Origin of the sequence: Paenarthrobacter nitroguajacolicus (assembly GCF_031455195.1) — a bacterium.
GTDB lineage: Bacteria > Actinomycetota > Actinomycetes > Actinomycetales > Micrococcaceae > Arthrobacter > Arthrobacter nitroguajacolicus_D.
Genome location: NZ_JAVDSH010000008.1, coordinates 167,720 through 186,255 on the forward strand (window position 1 = coordinate 167,720; position 18,536 = coordinate 186,255).

An 18,536-nucleotide genomic window follows, 5' to 3' on the forward strand; every position below is an offset into this window, starting at 1 on the left:
GCATCAGGCGATGGCAGACACGCCCGTCACAGCACGGCCGACGATGAGGGAGTTGATTTCGTAGGATCCCTCGTAGGTGTAGATGGCTTCGGCGTCAGCAAAGATCTTGGCCATCCGGTAGTCGGTGACGATGCCGTTCCCACCTAGGATGGATCGCCCCAGGGCCACGGTTTCGCGCATTCTGGCACTGCAGTAGGCTTTCGCGAGTGCTACTTGGGCCATGTCTGCGCCTCCGTGCCGAACGCCGTGCGCATCCGTGGAGATGCCCTCCTGCAGCTGCGCTATGCGGACCATCATGCCCATGCTGGCCACCGCGTTTCCGAGCATGTCCACCAGGTGCTGTTGGATCAGCTGGAACTTGGCCAGGGGTTTGCCGAACTGGAGACGTTCGACGGCGTACTGCCGGGCGACGTCGAACGCCGCCAGCTGCTGGCCTACTGCCTGCCAGGCGACCATGATCCGGGAGCCGCGCAGCAAGTGGTTGGTGTCCGCGAAACTGCTGATGCCGGCAAAGCGGTCCGCCTCCGCCACTTCGACGTCCCGGAGCACGATGTCTGCGTTCTGAACGGTCCGCAGGGCAATCTTGTTTTCTATGCGGCTGCGGGTGATACCGGGCAGTGTCGCGTCCACGATGAAGGCGAGCACAGAGCCATCGGCTTCGTCTTTGGCCCACAGCAGCATGTAATCGCAGAACGTCCCGTTCCCGATCCAACGCTTGGCGCCGTTGATCACCCAGTAGTTGCCGCCGTCGGACTCTGCACGCTGAACTTTCCGCGCGGTTGTCTGCATGCCGCCGGCGACGTCGGAGCCGTGGTCTGGTTCGGTGAGGGCGAAAGCGCCTGTGGTCCGGAGGTTGGACGCATCGTCAAGGTAGCGGTCCTGTTGCGCGTCGCTGCCGAAGTCGTACAGCGATTCGACGAACAGATCGTGGTGGACCATGAAGAAGGTCGCAATCGAGGTGTCAACCCGTGTCATCTCTGCGATCACCAGGCCGGCGAAGAGGTGCGTGTAGCCGCGCTGCGCGGGGGCGCTGAGGCGCAATGCCGCGAGTTTAGGCAGGATGTGTTCCGGAAATTCGGCTTTTTCCCACCATTGCCCGGCATAGGGAGCTATTTCGGACTCGAGGAAGGCCCGCAGTTCGTTGAGTTTCCGCTGTTCCTGGACGCTCAACAGCGATTCGAAGTCGAAAAAGTCCGCCGTGGGCAGCCCCGCTATGGAGGGTGGGAGGGTGCCTGTGGATGTCGCAGGGCGTGCTCCTGCGGACGGGGCAGCGCCGTGACCGCTGTAGTCGCCCATCATTTGGGTCCCATGCGGATGGCGCCGTCCAGCCTGATGGTTTCGCCGTTGAGCATAGCGTTCTCCACGATGTGGGCGGCCAGGTTGGCGTATTCTGCTGCGCGGCCCAGACGGGACGGATGCGGGACCTGCTGTCCAAGCGATTCCTGGGCGGCTTGGGGAAGTCCAGCCATCATGGGTGTTTCGAAGATGCCGGGCGCAATGGTCGCTACCCGGATCAGCGACCGGGCAAACTCGCGGGCCAGGGGCAGGGTCATGGCGGCTACGGCGCCTTTGGACGCTGCGTAGGCTGGCTGTCCGATCTGTCCTTCGAAGGCGGCGACGGAGGCGGTGTTGATGATGACCCCGCGTTCCGGGCCTCCCAGTTCGGTGGTGACTGGTTCGGTTTCCACCATGGCTGCGGCGGCGAGCCGGATCACATTGAAGGTGCCGACAAGGTTGATCTGGATGACTTTGTTGAAGGTCTCGAGGGGCAGCACACCCTCGCGGCCCAGGACTTTCCCGGGCGTGGCTATTCCCGCGCAGTTGACGACGATGCGGAGTGGTCCCAACGACACCGCAGCATCGACGGCGGCTTGGACCTGGGCTTCGTTGGTGACGTCAGCGGGAGCGAAGACGGCCCGGGCTCCGGTATCACCCGAGTTGAGTTGCGCCGCGTAGTCCTCGCCGGCCGACTGTGGCAGGTCCACCAGCACCACGGACGCTCCGGCGTCGAACAAGCGCTTCGCGGTGGCGGCCCCCAACCCTGACGCCCCGCCGGTGACCAGCGCGACCGTGCCCTTGATGTCCATCCATCCTCCTTGATGCAGAACCTGAATCCGTTAATGCATGTTAACTGGAATTGTGAGCCAGCGCACCTCGGGCCGTCCCGCTAGGCTGGTGGCATGCCAACCCACGACCACCCGGGCAGCCTTCCCGCGTCCACCACGGACGCAACTGAATGGGCTGCGCGCGCAGATCAGGCGGCACGATCGGTCACTCACGGTTTCGGCCGTCGGCTGCTCTTCCTGCCCGGCACCCACATCGCTGCGGTCAGCCTCCCCATCACTGGCCTCAAGGGCCGCCTGGGACCATGGCATTACTGGTGGCAGGCACACTATGTCGACTGCTTGGTGGATGCCGGTCGCCGCGAGCTGGCCACCAAGGTGAAGTTCGACGGCGACTCCCGCCCGAGCGCGGGAAGGCTGGCTTCGCGGCTGGTCACCACCATCCGGCTGAGGAATCTGCTGCGCTTCGAGAACCATTACTACGACGACATGGCGTGGCTTGCCCTTGCAACACTGCGGCTCGAAAAGCTAGCGGAGGAGTCCAGGAATCCGGGCCGCCGCCGCAACGCGTACATCCGCAGGAGACTCACCCTGCAGTTCGATTCCGCATCCACGGACCACATGGGCGGAGGAACGTTTTGGAGCACCAAGCGGGATTTCAAGAACACCCCGGCCACGGCACCGGTCGCCCTGTACTACTCCCGGACTGGCCAGCGCACCAAAGCGCAGTCCTTAGTGGACTGGCTCAATGGCAAGCTTCTCCACCCCGAGCGCGGCGTCTACCTGGACGGGGTGAGGATCAGCAACGGCCAACTACGCGTCGATGATGCCGTCTACACCTACAACCAGGGGCCGGTCCTGGGTGCACTGCTGGAACTCGGTGGGGAGCGCAATCTTGGCCGGGCTGCCGGGTTGGTTGAAGCGGTTGCCCGCGAATTGACCCGCCCCGGCACGAACGTGGTCCGCGGCGACGGTACCGGCGACGGCGGCCTGTTCACCGGCATCCTGCTCCGGTACCTCGCGTTGGCTGCCAGCGATGATCGGCTGCCGGAACCTACCAGGAGGGCCGCAGCATCCTTGGTCCGGGACACGGCCGAGGCGTTCTGGGCAGGCCGCGCCGAGCGCCGGAACGACTCCCCTTCCCTGCTGTTCTCCTTCGACCCCCTGCGGGCGGCGGGCGAAACGTATCCGCCAGGTACCGGCGTCGAGCTTTCAACGCAATTGCAGGCGTGGATGGCTTTCGAGGCCGCAGCCACACTGCCCTGACAATTACGGCACGCAATACTTCCGTAATTGTGGTGACCCTTGTCACATTTGCCGGTGTGGATGGTGTTAAGAAGGGTTGGCTAACCTACCCTTTTTAGAGCGGGTCCCCAACCTTCCCGCCAGCACGGGCCAAACCCACCTCCATTGACTCCGTGTCGTGTTCCCAGAAAGAAGCCCTCATGAACTTTCCCAAGAAAGCCCTGGCGGGAATCGCGCTCCTCGCATCGGCCGCGCTTGGCCTCAGCGCCTGCGGCTCCAACGCCAGCACAGCTCCGAACTCCTCCGAACCAGCCGCTGCTGGCGACGGGATCACGGTCTACAACGCCCAGCACGAAAGCCTCACCAAGGAATGGATCGACGCTTTCACCAAGGAAACCGGCATCAAAGTCACCGTCCGCCAGGGCGACGACACCGAAATGTCCAACCAGATCGTCCAGGAAGGCGCAGCCTCACCGGCCGACGTGTTCCTCACTGAAAACTCCCCTGCAATGGCGCAGGTTGAGAACGCGGGCCTCTTCGCCGACGTAGATAAGGCCACCCTGGACCAGGTTCCCGCAGAATTCCGCCCCTCCACGGGCAAGTGGACCGGCATCGCCGCCCGTTCAACCGTGCTGGTGTACGACAAGAACAAGATCAGCGAAGACAAGCTGCCCAAGTCCATGCTGGACCTGGCCAAGCCTGAGTGGAAGGGCAAGTGGGCCGCGTCGCCCTCCGGCGCCGACTTCCAGGCGATCGTCTCCGCCCTGCTGGAACTCAAGGGCGAAGCCGCCACTGAGGAATGGCTCAAGGGCATGAAGGAGAACTTCAAGGCTTACAAGGGCAACAGCACCGCCATGAAGGCCGTCAACGCCGGCGAAGTGGATGCCGCGCTGATCTACCACTACTACTACTACGGCGACCAGGCCAAGACCGGCGAAAACTCCAAGAACGTCACGCCGTACTACTTCAAGAACCAGGACCCGGGCGCGTTCGTTTCCGTGTCCGGCGGCGGCGTCCTCAAGTCCTCCAAGAAGGCCGCCGACGCCCAGGCATTCCTGAAGTTCATCACCGGCAAAAAGGGCCAGGAAATCCTCAAGGATGGCACGTCCTTCGAATACGCCATTGCCTCGCAGGTTGATTCCAACGCCAAGCTGGTTCCCATCAAGGAACTGCAGGCTCCGACGGTGGACCCGGCCAAGCTGAACTCCACCAAGGTCACCGACCTGATGACCAAGGCAGGACTCCTCTAGTTCTGTGACCACTGATCTATCGGCTCCCGACGTTCCACGTTCCCAGGGAAGCACGACGACGGCGGGCAGGGGCAAGCGCCCCCGCCCGCCTTTCGGCGTTTCAACAGTGTCCCTGTTGGCCGTGCTCATAGCCCTGTTTTCCCTGATTCCGCTGGGCTATGTGGTGTACATGACGGCCACCACCGGATGGGAGACGGCGGTCAGCCTCATCGTGCGTCCCAGGGTGGGCGAGCTGCTGCTGAACACCGTCCTCCTCACGGTGTTCACGGTGCCGCTCTGCTTGGTCCTGGGCGTGGGTGGGGCCTGGTTGGTGGAACGGACCCAGCTGCGCGGGCACCGTTGGTGGGCGGTTGCGTTGGCGGCGCCCCTGGCCATTCCGGCTTTCGTGAACAGCTATGCCTGGGTGTCCGCTGTTCCGTCGATGGCGGGCCTCGGGTCGGGTGTCCTGATTGCCACGCTCTCCTATTTCCCGTTGGTCTACATCCCCTCAGCAGCCACCTTGGGCCGTTTGGATCCAGCCATTGAACAGTCCGCGGCCTCGTTGGGGCTGGGTTCGTGGGCGGTCTTTTTCCGGGTGGTGCTGCCGCAGCTGCGCATCGCAATGACCGGCGGCGCTTTACTGGTTTCCTTGCATTTGCTGGCTGAATACGGCGCCTTCGCCATGATCCGCTTTGACACGTTTACCACCGCCATCATGGTCCAGTTCCAGTCAACGTTCAACGGCACTGCGGGAAACATGCTGGCCAGCGTCCTTGTTCTCCTGTGCCTGGTCCTGCTGCTGGCCGAAGTCAGGAGCCGCGGCACCGCCCGTTACGCGCGCATCGGATCCGGTGCACAAGCCAAAGCCACCAGGCTGCCCCTTGGCGTTTCCCAGGTCCCTGCCCAGCTGGCACTCCTGGCCCTGACAGCCCTGGCATTCGGGCTGCCCCTGTGGTTCGTGCTGAAGTGGCTGTTTGCCGGTGGCACGGAGGTGTGGGCAGCTGAGGAGTTCATGCCCGCACTTGTCCAGACCCTCCTGTACGGGGCGGCCGGCGCAGTGGTCACCACGGTGGTGGCGTTCCCCATGGCGTACCTCGCGGTGAGGCGACCCAGCTGGTTCAGCAAGATGTTGGAACTCTCCAACTACGTCACCAGTTCGCTCCCCGGCATCGTGGTGGGTCTGGCGTTCGTTACCGTCAGCATTCGGGTGGTCCCCGGTGTCTACCAGACGGCCGGTGTGCTGATCGCAGCCTATGTCCTGCTCTTCCTGCCGCGGGCGTTGGTCAACATCCGCTCGGGCCTGGCCCAGGCGCCCAAGGAACTCGACGAGGCCGCCCAATCACTGGGCAAGGCCCCTTTGACGTCCTTCTTCCGGGTCACGTTGCGGCTGACAGCTCCGGCCGCGGCAGGTGGTGCGGCGCTGGTATTCCTTGCCATCGTCAACGAACTCACGGCCACGCTACTGCTCTCACCGAACGGCACCCGGACGCTGGCCACGGAATTCTGGAGCAAGAGCAGCGAGATCGACTACGCAGGCGCAGCGCCCTACGCCTTGCTCATGATCCTGCTCTCGGCCCCCATGACGTACTTGCTTTTCCAACAGTCCAAGAAAGTAGCCGGACAGTGACCGAACAATCCCCTTCCAGGCTTCCTGCACCCCGGGTAGCACCGTCAGTGGCCCCCTCCACCAACGCCCACCTGGACATCGCCGAAGTCACCAAGAACTTCGGTTCCCAGGCTGTCCTGAAGGGCGTGAACTTGTCGGTGGCCAAGGGCGGCACCACCGCAATTGTGGGGCCGTCGGGTTCGGGCAAGACCACCTTGCTGCGCCTGATAGCCGGTTTCGAACATCCGGATACCGGGACCATCAGCCTCAACGGCTCACCGGTGGCCGGCGAGGGCCTCTGGGTGCCGGCACACAGGCGGCAGGTAGGCTATGTCGCCCAGGACGGCGCGCTCTTTCCGCACCTGACGGTGGGGCAGAACGTGGCCTTCGGCCTCGATTCGGCAAAGCTCGACGGCGGTCGGCGTGGGGTGCGGGCGCGTGTCCAGGAACTGCTGGAGATGGTGTCCCTTGACGCGTCCATGGCCAAACGGCGGCCGCATCAGCTGTCCGGCGGACAGCAACAACGCGTCGCCCTTGCCCGTGCACTGGCGCGGGAACCTGAGCTCATGCTGCTGGACGAGCCGTTCTCAGCCCTCGACGCCGGCCTCCGTGTGGCTACCCGCAGGGCCGTGGCGAAGGTGCTCAATGCAGCCGGCGTAACCACCATCCTGGTGACCCACGACCAAGCGGAGGCTTTGTCCTTCGCTGACCAGGTGGCAATCATGCGGGGCGGCAAACTGGCCCAGATCGGTAACCCGTTCGTCGTCTACACGCGCCCGGCTGACCGCGCCACCGCCGAGTTCCTGGGCGACGCGGTGATCCTGGATGCATGGATGGAAGGCTCGTTGGCCACCTGCTCCCTGGGCGGCATACCCGTCCGGCGGCCACCGGCCCAGGGCAAGGTCCAGCTCATGCTGCGCCCGGAGCAGATCCGGATCGCGTCCGACGGCCCGATCCGCGGCGTGGTGGTGGACACGGACTATTTCGGCCCGGAGACCACTGTCCGCATCAAACTCGGCGAGTACACAGCACCGGACGGCAGCGCTTCGGGCAACAGCTATCGTTACCCCGGGGGCGGCGAAATCATTACCATCCGCCACTGGAACGCCTCCATCACTAGGCCGGGCACGGAATTGTGCCTGCGCGTGGTTGGCGAGGGTGTGGCTTTCCCCTTCGGTGAGTGAGCCCGCCTAGGGCTTTTTGCGTTGCGGGTACGGGGTTTCGTGGCGCGCCAGCATTTCCACGAAGCCTGCGATCTTCCGCTCCCGCGTGTCGGCCCTTTTGACCAGGTTGGTGCGGTGGATGAGAGCGAAGCGGTTCTGCGATGTGAGCACGTCGAACATAGCCTGCGCCTCCGGCACGGCTGCAATGGCCGCTGCCAGGTCCGCCGGCACCACCGAATCGGCGGGCCCCGCGTAGGCCGCCTCCCAACGGCCGTCTGCCTTGGCAGCCTCGACCGCGGAACGGCCGGCGTCGGTCATCCTGCCTTCCATTTCGAGCCGGCCAATGTGCCCCACGTTCCGTGCGGACCAGATGCTACGGCGCCCCCGGGGCGTCATGCGCTGGAAGTAGCTTTCGGCGTCGCGGCTCCTGGACTGGCCATCGATCCAGCCAAAGCACAACGCTTCGTCCAGCGCGGCATCGTAGTCCAGTTCGGTGACGGTGCCGCCCTTCTTGTGCAGGATCAGCCAAACCCCGGGGCTTTCGGCGGCATGGGCGGCCAACCAGGCACGCCACGCGTTGCCGTCTTTGACCAGTAGTTCTTCCAATTCAATGGGCATGGCCCCAGCATAGGCTTGGACGAGGATCCCGAAACCCACCAGGAGACCCCATGTTGCGAGCCCGCCCCATCCACTACACCTCCCGCCCGGAAGACTGGGCCGCCATCCTGCACGCGTTGGGTTTGGTGAAGACCGTCGACGACGGCGAGTGGCGGGAGTTCGACGCCGGTTCGGGCCGCCTCGCTTTGGGGCATGTGGAGCACGGCCATCCCTTGGATGGGTCCACGCTTTTTAGCGTCGAAGTGGGGAACGTGGACGAGTTCGTACGCCGCACCGAGGAAGCCGGCACCCAAGCAGAAATCCACGAAACCCCTGATGGCACCACTGCCCGCATCTCAGCCGACGATGGTTTCGAGTTCTTCGCTTTCCCCGCGACCCGGGCGGCTGATGGCACATGGGCAACGTCGCCCGGGGCCGATTCGGCACTGTCCGTCGTGGCCACCTGGGTCAGTCCGCTGGTGGAGATGTCGGCTGGCGTGCTCCGCGGCATCGGCGCCCGGCCCCGGACGTCGGACGACGAATCAGCCACCTTCACCACCAAGAACGGCGGCATTCTGCAGATCATCCACGGGGCGGACGGAACCAGCGGTGTGCTTGCGTTCGAGTACGACGGCGAACTGGAACCACTGCTGGCGCGGCTCACCGAAGCGGGCACTGAGGCCCGGATCAGCGAGGGCATCCTGTACGTCGCCAACCCCGATGCCGCGGGTGGCGCCACACCGGCGTCGATCGTGGTGGAACGGGCGCCCGCCTAGGCCGAACGGGCGCCCGCACTGGGGCCTACTGTGCGTATCGGAGGCTGGTAAGCAGGCCCTTGAGCTTGCTGTACTGCCCGGACTGCATCCAGGCCTCCGCGGCCTCCTGCGTCATGAACGGGTCGATATTCACATGGGCTGTGGTGGCGCCGTTGCCCATGATCAGGAAGCTGGCTGCGGAGGTGCTGTCAGGACCTTCGGTCATCAGCGTTTCCGGGACGAGGCCCACGAAGTACCTGGTTTCCGCGGGCTCGAAGGGGTAATCGTCCCGGAAGACCGCAAAATAGGATGCCCCGTCGCGGCTGTCAAAAGAGCTGAGCTTCTGCGAGTCCAGAATGGTGCGGTTGACGGGGCCGGCCACCACTCCGCCGACACCTCCGCTGGTAATGTCCACAACGTTGTGCCCGTTTTCATCGAAGATGTGGGCAATGGCGAAGTGATCGTCGTAAGGGTAGTCGTCCCCGGGCGCAACTACCGGAACTTCGGCTTGCATTCCCCAACCGGTCGGGACTTCGAAGGAGATGTGCCCATCCGGGAAGGTGTAGGTCCCGATTTCCGGGTAGTTGGGCGATACATGCGGCGTGGAGGGCTCAAGAGGGGTAATCGGGGTCACCACCGGTTCGGTGGGCGGAGCCGTCACTGCAGGTGCGGGCTCAACGGTTACCGTGGGTGCCGGGGCGGGTGCTTCACTCACGGGCTGGGCGACAACAGGAACCACCGCGGGCTCCGGAATCACCAATGGGGCGGGCTCGGCGGCTGGGGTCGGAGCGACGGGGGCAGCGTCCGCCACAGGGACATCGACCTCCGCCACCGTCTCTGCGAGCACTTCCTGCGGGGACGCCGCAGGACGCTCAGTTGGTGCGCCGCCCGGCTCGGGCGACGACGGCGTGCAGGCAGTAAGCGTCAACGCCAAAGCCAGCGATACAAGGGTCGCGTACTTGGCGTGTCCGGTTCGGCGGTAGTTCATTTCTGGGTTCCTTCCCCCACGGAGTCGTTGAGCAGATTTGCTTGCTCGAACATGTTGTTTCCGGGTCTGGTCCGCCGGTTACATTGCGGAGGAAAAGATTCTTTTCGAGACCACAATCCGCAGTGATTCCTGCCGCCAAGGGTTGGAGTCAATCCCCCGCCCCGGAATACAGCCGAGAGCGTAACGGCCCTGTACCCGGCAGGGCCTCCACGGAAGTTCCACCGGGGATGGGGTAGAACTTAACCATGAGCGTACGTACACCCGACCCGTATCCAGGCTGGCTTTCAGATGAGGACCTCTTCGAAGCCCGCGGCCGCCTCCCCATGGTTTATGTGGAAGCCGTTCCGGTCAGGTTGGATCCGCTCGGGTATGTCAACGAAGTCGGCACGCTCCTGCAGGGTGACGCCGACGGCAACATGGTCCGATACCTTGTCTCCGGCCGTGTCCTCTACCGCGAGACCATCCGGGCAGCCCTCCTGCGGCACATGGAAAAGGACCTCGGTCCCCTTGCTTTCCCGCAACTCCCCATCAGCCCTGTCCCGTTCACCGTGGCCGAATACTTCCCCGCGCCATCGCAAACGGGTTTCACGGACGACCGCCAGCACGCCGTCTCACTCGCCTACGTGATCCCGGTGACCGGCGAATGCGAACCACGCCAAGACGCCCTGGAACTCACCTGGATGACGCCCCAAGAGGTACTGAGCGAGAACGTCCAGCAGGAATTCGACGGCGGTCGAGGCAACCTCGTCCGGCAGGCGCTGGCTTTCTCGGGCATCGTCCTCTAGCGGGTCCCGGCCCCTGCGGCGGCCGGTCTTTGTAGACTGGACGGCGGACCCCAAGAGAACCAAAGGACTTCCGATGACTCACAGCCCAGCCACACAGCAGTACAAAGAAAAGCAGGCTGGGGACCTGCAGCCCGGAGATTTTGTGTTCCCGCCCGGCGACGGGCCGGCCGAGGAAATCCGCGCCATCGAGGTGCAGAAAGACGATTACGGCGTGCCCGCGCTGCTGCTGGTAACAGCGGTCGACGGCGGCACCATCAGGATCGCTGTCGGGTCCAGTGTCCCTGTGGGTGACGGAGTTCCTGCCGGCCCCGGTGCCGAAGCGCCAGTGGACGCACCCGCCGAAGCCGAACCGGACATCAGCAGCCCCGCCGAAGCCGAGGTCGACGCACCCGCTGGACCCGCCGTCGTCGTGCCTCCGCGTCCCGAAACCCCGCCAACATACACCGGACCCAGCGCCGAAGAGCTCGCCCTGATCCCCGAACCCGACGGCACCCCCGAAGCGGTGGTGCGTGCCGCAGCCGCCGACCACAAAGGCAAGAACGGTGTCCAGGTGCTCGCGGAGCGGCTGGCCAAGGGCATCAACACCAAGTCCGGAAGCTGCCTCCGGGACCTCAGCGACCTCGCCTTCGACCTGTGCATCGTGCTTCGCGATCCGGACCACGCGCTGGCGGTCGCGGACCTGCTGAACGTCCTGCCTTTCGATGGGAACCTGGACCGGTGGGCGTCGATCGAACGCGCCCTGGCACTCTCCAGTTTCATCTGCCGCGAGGCCGGCCAGTCCGAACGGGCTGCCGTCTACGAGAAGCTGCTCCGCGCGCCCGAATCCCAGGAAGAGGACCCGTTCAAGGCCCGGATCAACGCGAGGGTCCGCCAGCGTTCGCTCAACGAACCCAATTTGTACGACAAGGAAATCTTCCGCGCAATCGACAACGGCAACCACGAGGCCGAGCGCGAATGGCGGTTCCTGCGCTTGGAGGCACTGATGTTCCTGCGTGCCCACGGCGGCTCGAAGACCATCGGCGAGGAAGAGCTGGCCCGGCGGATCGGCAACGAACTGGAATCGGTGCGGGCCTGACAGGTTCCGGGCCTGTTATGCCGGGGCGAACGGCGGTAGATTCGGGGCCATGACGAACAATCTGAGCGTTGTGGTTAATGCCGATGCGCAGCAGGTTTGGACCATGCTGCGTGAACCGTCGTTGGTCGCCCAATGGCACGGCTGGGAGGCCGACGACCTTAACGATGAAATCAAACAGATCTACTTCAATACCGATGTCGTGGAAGGGCCCGATCACACCAGCCTGACCGTCAACGGCGGCGACATCTTTGAACTCCACCCTGTCTCCGGCGGCACCGAAGTGCGGATCACCAGGGTTGCCCTGGACCACGATTCCGAGTGGGCCGACTGGGACGAAGACATCACCCAAGGCTGGCTCACCTTCCTGCACCAACTGAGGTTCGCCCTTGAGCGCCATCCGCACGGGCACCGGCGGACACATTTTGTCTCCCTCCCCGGCAAAGGCGGTCCGGCGATCGAGAAGTTGGGACTAGGGGATCTGCCGCCCGTTGGAGAGGAATACTCGCTCACCCTCGCTACCGGTGAGAAGATCTCAGGCAAGGTCTGGTTCAAGAGCCGGCATCAGGTTGGCCTCACCGTCCACAACTACGCCGAACATGGGGAAGGGCTGCTGATCGTCGCCGAGCAGTTGCCGATCCCGGAGAAAAGGCCCGACGGCGGGTCCATGGTGATTGCCTCCACCTACGATTTGGGGGCCCATACGTTGGCGGACATCCGGGCCTCGTGGGACAACTGGAAAGCTGAGAACTACGGGTCCTAGGGCCCGCCCCGCAGGTTACTCCCGGTAAAGCTGGCACACTAGGTAGGTGCCAGCTTCCGTTCCTGTTTCCTCCCCAGCTCCCGCCCTGCCCGACTTGCCGGGGTTATCCGCCCGGCAATCCGAGTTCTCTTTCACGGTGGGCACCCGCCTGACTGAAGCGTGCTCGCCGTCGGACGCCCAAGTGGACGCCAACGGCGGCGCCTTCCTTGGCCGGACAGGTACCATCACCACGCCGCACGGAACCATCCAGACGCCCGCCTTCATCGCCGTCGGAACCAAAGCGACCGTGAAGGCCGTGCTGCCCGAGTCGATCGCCGCGTTTGGCGCGCAGGCCGTACTGGCCAACGCCTACCACCTGTACCTGCAGCCCGGGCCCGAAATCCTCGACGCCGCGGGTGGGCTGGGTGCGTTCATGAACTGGCCCGGGCCCACTTTTACCGACTCCGGCGGGTTTCAGGTGATGAGCCTGGGCTCGGGGTTCAAGAAAGTCATCGACATGAAGAACGTCGATTCGTCCGGCCCCGATGACGCCGTAGCACCGGGCAAGGAACGTCTGGCGCACATTGACGACGACGGCGTCTGGTTCAAATCCCACCTGAACGGTGACCGCCACCGTTTCTCCCCCGAGATCTCCATGCGTGTCCAACACCAGATCGGCGCGGACATCATGTTCGCCTTCGACGAGCTCACTACCCTGCAGAATTCGCGGGCGTACCAGGAGGAGTCCTTGGAGCGCACCCGTTTGTGGGCGCTGCGGTGCTTGGAGGAGCACGCTTCGTTGACTTCTTCCCGTGTCGGCAAGCCGTATCAGGCGTTGTTCGGGGTTATTCAGGGAGCCCAATACGAGGACCTGCGCCGCAAAGCCTGCCAGGACCTCGGTGCCATGCCCTTTGACGGATACGGGATCGGCGGTGCGTTGGAGAAGGAAAACCTGGGCACCATTGTGCGTTGGTGCAACGAGGAACTGCCCGAGGACAAGCCCAGGCACCTGCTCGGCATCTCCGAACCGGACGATATCTTCACGGCCATCGAGAACGGCGCCGACACGTTCGACTGCGTCTCCCCCACGCGCGTTGCCAGGAACTCAGCGTTCTATACCCCGTTTGGCCGGTTCAACTTGTCCGGGGCTAAATACAAAGCCGATTTCGGGCCCTTGCAGGACGGCTGCGACTGCTACACATGCGTCAACTACTCGCGCGCGTACATCCACCACTTGTTCAAGGCCAAGGAGATGCTCTCCGCGACGCTGATTTCCATCCACAACGAACGCTTCGTGGTGAAGATGGTCGACGATGCCCGGCTGGCCATCGAATCCGGGGACTTCTTCGAGTTCAAGGCGGAGACGCTGGGGCGGTACTACTCGTAGGTTGGCGCTCCGGAGCCGAGCTAGGCTGCGACTGCTCCGTAGCTTGGCTCGCGCTTCTTGATCCAGCCAACAACCAGTACGGTGACAGGCACGAACAGGAACTCCACCGCGGTCTTGTAAACGAAGCCCACCAGGACGTAGTTGACGAACGAGCCGGCGTCCGAGATGCCGATGACAGACGCCGCGATGCTGCAGAAGATCAGGGTGTCCACGAATTCTCCCACCACGGAAGAACCCATGAGGCGTGCCCACAGGGATCGTTCACCCGTGCGCTGCTTCATCTTCACCAGGATCCAGGAGTTGATGGTCTGTCCTGCCAGGAAAGCAAGCAGGGAGGCAAGGACGATCTGCGGCACAGGACCCAGTGCCCCCTCGATAGCGGCCTGCTTCGCGGTTCCGTAGTCATCGTCAAAACCGGGAAGGATGATGATCACCCAGTAGCAAAGGGAGGCGAACACACTCAGCGCAAAGGAGGTGATGATGGCTTTGCGGGTCACTTTGAATCCGTAGACCTCACTCATCACGTCGCCCAGGATGTAGGCCAACGGGAAAAGGAAGAACCCACCGTCGGTGATGATCGGCCCGAGCACCACGCCCTTTGAAGCGCCGATGTTGGACAGGATCAGCACCACGGCCATGACGGCCAACATGATGCCGAAATACGGGGAACCGATCGAGGCGAAGCGGGGTGCAGGCTTACTCAGCGTGCTGGAGCCGGAGGGCGAAGACATGGGTCATCCATTTCGTAGTGGTTCGCGAAGGTCGCCGCATCTTGGCTGCCCCGCTGTATTAGCACTGTGGTGGTGGGGCATCTGGCCCGGCACCGGTTCCATTGTCCCACCCGCCGATCCTCTCTCACATCCCACCCCCTTCCCGCTGATCCTCTCTCACATCCCACCCCCTTCCCGCTGATCCTCTCTCACATCCCACCCCCTTGAACCAAACCCTCCCTCACTTCCTTCTTTTTGAACACGTTCAGAAATCTGGCATACTCATTCTTGAACACGTTCAAAACCTTGATCAAGGAGCCTCAGGTGGCAGCAAAGAGCGAACAGACCCGGCAACTCGTGGCAGACGTCGCGCTGAAGATGTTCCGTGAAATCGGCTTCGAAAAGACCACAATGCGTGCCATTGCGCAGGAAGCCGGCGTGTCCGTAGGGAACGCCTACTACTACTTCGCTTCCAAGGATGAACTGGTTCAGGAGCTGTACGTCCAGGTCCAGGATGAGCATGCAGTGGTCGCGGCACAGGCGCTGGAGGGCGTTCACGACCTCACGGGGCGCCTGAAAGCAGTGCTGCACACCGGCGTCGACGTCATGGCCCCTTACCATCAGTTCGGTTCCGACTTCATCTCAACCGCCATACGGCCGACTTCGCCTGTCAACCCGTTCGGCGAGGCATCCACCGCCGCCCGCGAGGCTTCGCTCGCGATCTTCCGTTCCGCCGTCGAGGGCTCCTCTCCCGCCGTCGCTAAAAAACTGCGCGCCGATCTGCCCGAGCTGCTGTGGCTGGCGTACATGGGCGTCGCACTGTTCTGGGTTTACGACAAATCCGAGGGCCAACGCCGTACCCGGAAACTGATCGACGGTGCCGCACCTCTTGTGGCTCGCGGCCTGTCTCTGGCAAAGATTCCCGGAGTCAGCAAGGTCTTCGACGACGTTTTGGGACTCGTACGCAGCGTCAAGGAGGACTCGTAATGACCCGGACAGTGGTGATCGCCGGTGCCAGCGGGTTCATTGGCAGCTACTTCACGCGGCGGTTCCTCGAAGAGGGCTGGCAGGTCCGGACAGTCGGGCGGGATGTCTCGGCTGACGCCCAGTGGCATGACGACGGCGGCATCACCAAGTCGCTGGACGGCGCCGAACTGCTGGTGAACCTCGCCGGACGATCCGTGAATTGCCGTTACGACGAGCGGCACCGGCGAGAGATCCTGGACTCCCGGGTTTTGACGACGCGTGCGTTGGGCCGGGCGGTTGCTGCGTGTGCGGAACCTCCCCGAACCTGGATCAACTCGAGCACCGGGACCATCTACCGGCACGCCGACGACCACCCACAATCGGAGGCATCCGGCGAGTTGGGCACTGGGTTCTCCGTCGACGTGGCCCGCGCATGGGAAGACGAATTGGCGGCCGCCGTTGCGCCGGACACTCGAAAGGTGGCCCTGCGGATTGCGATCGTGCTCGGTGCCGGTGGCGTCATGAGCCCCCTCCAGAACCTCGCCCGGCTTGGCCTGGGTGGGCACATGGGTCCCGGTACGCAGAAATTCAGCTGGATCCATGTGGAGGACTTGTTCCGTGTGGTGCTGTTCGTCCACCAGCGCGCTGAGCTAACGGGTCCTGTGAACGCGGCAACGCCCTACCCCGTGGACAACCGCGAACTGATGTCGCTGGTTCGGCAAAGTATGGGTGTCCCGTTTGGCATTCCTACACCGGCCTGGCTCCTGGAAGCCGGGGCCGTTCTGATCCGGACGCAGACCGAGTTGGTGCTCAAGAGCCGCTGGGTTGAGCCGCGGAAGTTGCTCGACGCCGGGTTCGCCTTCGAGCACCCAACTCTGGCCGACGCGCTGAACGACATCGCCAAGCAAGTCCCCAAGCCCTCTCTCCCATAATCACCCCTTCACCCAAACCCTCTCTCACCCACGCAGAAAGGCAGCCATGAGCCAGGAACCATGGACTGACGAAGATGAGTACGCTCTGGCAACCAAGGGCCAGTCCAGAGGATGGCGCTACGGACCAAAGGACCGAGTGGTGCTCGACACCAAGGGACTTGCAGTTGGAACCGCCGTAGCGCATCTGACATTCTGCGTTCTCCTCAGCATCCAAGGGCCGGAGTGGGCTGTCATCTTTTTTATTTATAGCCTCCTCCCGGTCTGGGCTGTTGGTGCTGCGGCCGGATCACTTCTCGGCTTGGCTCTGCGCCGCGTCCGGAACCAATGGGTTCACGTTGTCGCCTTTTTCGCCGGAGCTTTACTCATGTGTGTCCCATTCGGTGGACTTTCACCGACGGGTCCGCTTCTTTTCTCGTTGTCGATCGCCGTCGCGGCATGCGCCGGCCGCCTGGCTGTATGGAAACTGGTCCGGATCAACCAGAGTCCCCCTGTCACATGAGAGAGCATCGATAGGTGAGCAGCCGCCGTCGGGCGTTAAGGTGCGGCCACCGTCCCCAACCTAGCCACGCAACCCGAATCCTAAGGAAGTGTTAGGAAATGCCCCGCGGGCTATGGCTGTGCCGTGCATCACCCATAGTTTGGAATACGTCCTCTTCACCTTGGAGGACCTTTCTTAGTCGACGAAGAGCCATGCGCAAGGACGCCATGAGCACGAGCTTCATGGACAGAACGAACTCAGGCAAGACACGGCCGCCGCAAAACGCTGCCGTCCAGGAAGGTTCATTGATGAGCACCCAGCAAGCTGCACCTCTGAGCGAAGCCGCTCAGACACGCAAAGCCGTGAGCAATATCCTCAAGGGCTCCGCGGGCAACCTCGTGGAGTGGTTCGACCTCTACGTCTATACGGTTTTCGCGGCATATTTTCAGTCGCACTTCTTTAATTCCTCGGACGACCTTCAGGCTGGCCTTGAGGCGATGGCGGTCTTTTCGACGTCGTTCCTTATGCGTCCGATCGGAAGTTGGTTCTTCGGCCGCTACGCAGACCGCAAGGGCCGCAAGGCCGCGCTGACGCTCAGTGTGACCATGATGTCGGCCGGGTCCTTCGCGATCGCGATCCTGCCGACACAGGATGTGATCGGACTCTGGGCCCTGATCTTGCTGGTGTTTATCCGCGTCGTGCAGGGCTTCTCAGTCGGCGGTGAGTACGGCACCAGCGCCACGTACATGTCCGAGGCGGCAACGGCAAAGCGCCGCGGCTTCTTCTCCAGCTTCCAGTACGTCACGCTGATCGGCGGCCAGATGCTGGCACTTTTGGTGCTCGTGATTCTGCAGAACACCATGAGCAAGGAAGACCTGACGGCGTGGGGATGGCGTATCCCGTTCGCCGTAGGTGGCGTGGCTGCGCTGGTTGTTCTCTGGCTCCGCCGTTCGATGGAGGAGACCCTCTCTTCCGATCAGCTCCGTGCCGCACATGTGAAAGTGGAGGGCGAGGCCCAGCCTGGCACTATGAAGCTCCTGCTCACTAGGCACTGGAAGCCGCTGCTCATCTGCATCGGCATCACCCTCGGCGGCACGGTTGCGTTCTATACGTACACCAACTTCATCCTGAAGTTCATGAACGATACGTCCGGCATCGCCAAGACGGATACCTCCGTGATCAACTTCTGGGCGCTGTTCATCTTCATGCTGCTGCAGCCTGTCTACGGCCTGATTTCGGACAAGGTGGGCCGCAAACCCCTGCTGATCTGGTTCGGCGTCACCGGCGTCCTGTTCACCTGGCCGCTGCTCTCCACTCTTTCCGGCACCAAGGATCCGTTCATCGCATTCCTGCTGATGCTGGGCGGCCTGCTCATGGTTGGCGGCTACACGTCCATCAACGCACTGGTGAAGGCCGAACTGTTCCCGGCTTCGATCCGCGCCTTGGGAGTAGGACTCGGTTACGCAATCGCCAACTCGCTGTTCGGCGGAACCGTCCCCCTGATCGGTGCTGCGTTGCAGAAATCCAACCAGGTGGATCTGTTCTTCACGTACGTCACAGCTGCGATCTTCATCTCGCTTCTGGTGTACATCTTCGCGCTGAAGAACAAGACGTCCACGCACTTGGATGCGGAGCAAGGCCACGCGTTCGTGGCGAAGGGCGCTGCGACGGCAACAACAAAGGACGACGACGGCACGAAGGATCGCGTCGACGCCTGACCTTCCTGCCTTGTTAGGCCCGCTCTGCGCACTTTGGGTACTCCGAAGGGCGCAGAGCGGGCCTCACAACGTTAAGCTCTAGTAGCGAACCAGCCAACAG

18 protein-coding genes are annotated in these 18,536 nt (G+C 63.2%); 13 read left to right on the forward strand and 5 right to left on the reverse strand.

What is annotated here, in order from left to right; all coding sequences use genetic code 11:
* Window positions 1-3 precede the first annotated feature (3 nt).
* Window positions 4-1,299 (reverse strand): acyl-CoA dehydrogenase family protein, encoded by a 1,296-nt coding sequence (locus J2Y68_RS16830; protein WP_309994956.1) that lies wholly within the window; start codon window positions 1,297-1,299, stop codon window positions 4-6.
* Window positions 1,296-2,087, reverse strand: a complete 792-nt coding sequence (locus J2Y68_RS16835) for an SDR family NAD(P)-dependent oxidoreductase (protein WP_309994959.1) — start codon at window positions 2,085-2,087, stop codon at window positions 1,296-1,298. Before J2Y68_RS16835 ends, J2Y68_RS16830 begins: the two co-directional genes overlap by 4 nt.
* A 93-nt stretch (window positions 2,088-2,180) precedes the next feature.
* Between J2Y68_RS16835 and J2Y68_RS16840 the strand changes: the two genes are divergently transcribed.
* The 4 genes from J2Y68_RS16840 to J2Y68_RS16855 all read left to right on the forward strand — a co-directional run bounded on the left by J2Y68_RS16840 (window position 2,181) and on the right by J2Y68_RS16855 (window position 7,327).
* Window positions 2,181-3,329 (forward strand): glycoside hydrolase family 76 protein, encoded by a 1,149-nt coding sequence (locus tag J2Y68_RS16840; RefSeq protein WP_309994961.1) that lies wholly within the window; start codon window positions 2,181-2,183, stop codon window positions 3,327-3,329.
* A 179-nt stretch (window positions 3,330-3,508) separates the two neighbouring features.
* Window positions 3,509-4,558, forward strand: a complete 1,050-nt coding sequence (locus J2Y68_RS16845) for an iron ABC transporter substrate-binding protein (protein WP_211714146.1) — start codon at window positions 3,509-3,511, stop codon at window positions 4,556-4,558.
* Window positions 4,559-4,562: 4 nt separating this feature from the next.
* Window positions 4,563-6,164, forward strand: a complete 1,602-nt coding sequence (locus tag J2Y68_RS16850) for an ABC transporter permease (protein WP_309994964.1) — start codon at window positions 4,563-4,565, stop codon at window positions 6,162-6,164.
* A complete protein-coding gene (locus tag J2Y68_RS16855; RefSeq protein ID WP_309994965.1) occupies window positions 6,161-7,327 on the forward strand; it encodes an ABC transporter ATP-binding protein in 1,167 nt (388 codons plus the stop codon). Before J2Y68_RS16850 ends, J2Y68_RS16855 begins: the two co-directional genes overlap by 4 nt.
* 6 nt (window positions 7,328-7,333) lie before the next feature.
* Here the strand turns inward: J2Y68_RS16855 and J2Y68_RS16860 are convergent, their stop codons facing one another.
* Window positions 7,334-7,924 (reverse strand): YdeI/OmpD-associated family protein, encoded by a 591-nt coding sequence (locus J2Y68_RS16860; protein ID WP_309994966.1) that lies wholly within the window; start codon window positions 7,922-7,924, stop codon window positions 7,334-7,336.
* Between the two features lie 50 nt (window positions 7,925-7,974).
* Here J2Y68_RS16860 and J2Y68_RS16865 point away from each other — a divergent pair, with 50 nt between their 5' ends.
* Window positions 7,975-8,679, forward strand: a complete 705-nt coding sequence (locus tag J2Y68_RS16865; RefSeq protein WP_309994968.1) for a VOC family protein — start codon at window positions 7,975-7,977, stop codon at window positions 8,677-8,679.
* Window positions 8,680-8,704: 25 nt separating this feature from the next.
* On the opposite strand, the gene J2Y68_RS16870 is transcribed toward J2Y68_RS16865, so the two are convergent.
* Window positions 8,705-9,646, reverse strand: coding sequence for a hypothetical protein (locus tag J2Y68_RS16870; RefSeq protein WP_309994970.1), 942 nt, complete (start codon window positions 9,644-9,646; stop codon window positions 8,705-8,707).
* Between the two features lie 245 nt (window positions 9,647-9,891).
* Between J2Y68_RS16870 and J2Y68_RS16875 the strand changes: the two genes are divergently transcribed.
* The 4 genes from J2Y68_RS16875 (at window position 9,892) to tgt (ending at window position 13,632) form a co-directional block, all read left to right on the forward strand.
* On the forward strand, window positions 9,892-10,431 hold the full coding sequence (locus J2Y68_RS16875; protein WP_024819523.1) for an NUDIX hydrolase family protein: 540 nt from the start codon (window positions 9,892-9,894) through the stop codon (window positions 10,429-10,431).
* A 73-nt stretch (window positions 10,432-10,504) separates the two neighbouring features.
* A complete protein-coding gene (locus J2Y68_RS16880) occupies window positions 10,505-11,506 on the forward strand; it encodes a DUF6707 family protein (RefSeq protein WP_309994974.1) in 1,002 nt (333 codons plus the stop codon).
* Window positions 11,507-11,555: 49 nt separating this feature from the next.
* The gene (locus J2Y68_RS16885) at window positions 11,556-12,266 is read left to right on the forward strand and encodes an SRPBCC family protein (protein ID WP_309994976.1); all 711 of its coding nucleotides are present in this window, start codon (window positions 11,556-11,558) and stop codon (window positions 12,264-12,266) included.
* A gap of 94 nt (window positions 12,267-12,360) precedes the next feature.
* Window positions 12,361-13,632: a tRNA guanosine(34) transglycosylase Tgt gene (tgt, locus tag J2Y68_RS16890; protein ID WP_309995061.1), complete on the forward strand. Its 1,272-nt coding sequence runs from the start codon at window positions 12,361-12,363 to the stop codon at window positions 13,630-13,632.
* Window positions 13,633-13,652: 20 nt separating this feature from the next.
* Here the strand turns inward: tgt and J2Y68_RS16895 are convergent, their stop codons facing one another.
* Entirely contained in the window at window positions 13,653-14,363 is a 711-nt protein-coding gene (locus J2Y68_RS16895; protein ID WP_309994977.1) for a queuosine precursor transporter, read from the reverse strand.
* Window positions 14,364-14,666: 303 nt separating this feature from the next.
* On the opposite strand from J2Y68_RS16895, the gene J2Y68_RS16900 reads away from it, so the two are divergent.
* The 4 genes from J2Y68_RS16900 (at window position 14,667) to J2Y68_RS16915 (ending at window position 18,436) form a co-directional block, all read left to right on the forward strand.
* Window positions 14,667-15,329 carry a TetR/AcrR family transcriptional regulator gene (locus tag J2Y68_RS16900; RefSeq protein WP_309994978.1) on the forward strand — a complete coding sequence of 221 codons (663 nt, stop codon included), beginning with the start codon at window positions 14,667-14,669 and terminating at the stop codon, window positions 15,327-15,329.
* Entirely contained in the window at window positions 15,329-16,240 is a 912-nt protein-coding gene (locus tag J2Y68_RS16905; protein ID WP_309994980.1) for a TIGR01777 family oxidoreductase, read from the forward strand. Before J2Y68_RS16900 ends, J2Y68_RS16905 begins: the two co-directional genes overlap by 1 nt.
* 46 nt (window positions 16,241-16,286) lie before the next feature.
* Window positions 16,287-16,739: a hypothetical protein gene (locus J2Y68_RS16910; protein WP_309994982.1), complete on the forward strand. Its 453-nt coding sequence runs from the start codon at window positions 16,287-16,289 to the stop codon at window positions 16,737-16,739.
* 287 nt (window positions 16,740-17,026) lie between these two features.
* Entirely contained in the window at window positions 17,027-18,436 is a 1,410-nt protein-coding gene (locus J2Y68_RS16915) for an MFS transporter (RefSeq protein ID WP_309994984.1), read from the forward strand.
* The last annotated feature ends 100 nt before the right edge of the window (window positions 18,437-18,536 follow it).

What these genes read in the sequence shown, in the direction of transcription:
- J2Y68_RS16845 (WP_211714146.1), top strand. Translation starts at nt 3,509, where the DNA reads ATGAACTTTCCCAAGAAAGCCCTGGCGGGAATCGCGCTCCTCGCATCG.
- J2Y68_RS16840 (WP_309994961.1), top strand. Translation starts at nt 2,181, where the DNA reads ATGCCAACCCACGACCACCCGGGCAGCCTTCCCGCGTCCACCACGGAC.
- J2Y68_RS16915 (WP_309994984.1), top strand. Translation starts at nt 17,027, where the DNA reads ATGAGCACCCAGCAAGCTGCACCTCTGAGCGAAGCCGCTCAGACACGC.
- J2Y68_RS16895 (WP_309994977.1), bottom strand. Translation starts at nt 14,363, where the DNA reads ATGTCTTCGCCCTCCGGCTCCAGCACGCTGAGTAAGCCTGCACCCCGC.
- J2Y68_RS16870 (WP_309994970.1), bottom strand. Translation starts at nt 9,646, where the DNA reads ATGAACTACCGCCGAACCGGACACGCCAAGTACGCGACCCTTGTATCG.
- J2Y68_RS16885 (WP_309994976.1), top strand. Translation starts at nt 11,556, where the DNA reads ATGACGAACAATCTGAGCGTTGTGGTTAATGCCGATGCGCAGCAGGTT.
- J2Y68_RS16830 (WP_309994956.1), bottom strand. Translation starts at nt 1,299, where the DNA reads ATGATGGGCGACTACAGCGGTCACGGCGCTGCCCCGTCCGCAGGAGCA.
- J2Y68_RS16880 (WP_309994974.1), top strand. Translation starts at nt 10,505, where the DNA reads ATGACTCACAGCCCAGCCACACAGCAGTACAAAGAAAAGCAGGCTGGG.
- J2Y68_RS16905 (WP_309994980.1), top strand. Translation starts at nt 15,329, where the DNA reads ATGACCCGGACAGTGGTGATCGCCGGTGCCAGCGGGTTCATTGGCAGC.
- J2Y68_RS16865 (WP_309994968.1), top strand. Translation starts at nt 7,975, where the DNA reads ATGTTGCGAGCCCGCCCCATCCACTACACCTCCCGCCCGGAAGACTGG.
- J2Y68_RS16910 (WP_309994982.1), top strand. Translation starts at nt 16,287, where the DNA reads ATGAGCCAGGAACCATGGACTGACGAAGATGAGTACGCTCTGGCAACC.
- J2Y68_RS16835 (WP_309994959.1), bottom strand. Translation starts at nt 2,087, where the DNA reads ATGGACATCAAGGGCACGGTCGCGCTGGTCACCGGCGGGGCGTCAGGG.
- J2Y68_RS16875 (WP_024819523.1), top strand. Translation starts at nt 9,892, where the DNA reads ATGAGCGTACGTACACCCGACCCGTATCCAGGCTGGCTTTCAGATGAG.
- J2Y68_RS16860 (WP_309994966.1), bottom strand. Translation starts at nt 7,924, where the DNA reads ATGCCCATTGAATTGGAAGAACTACTGGTCAAAGACGGCAACGCGTGG.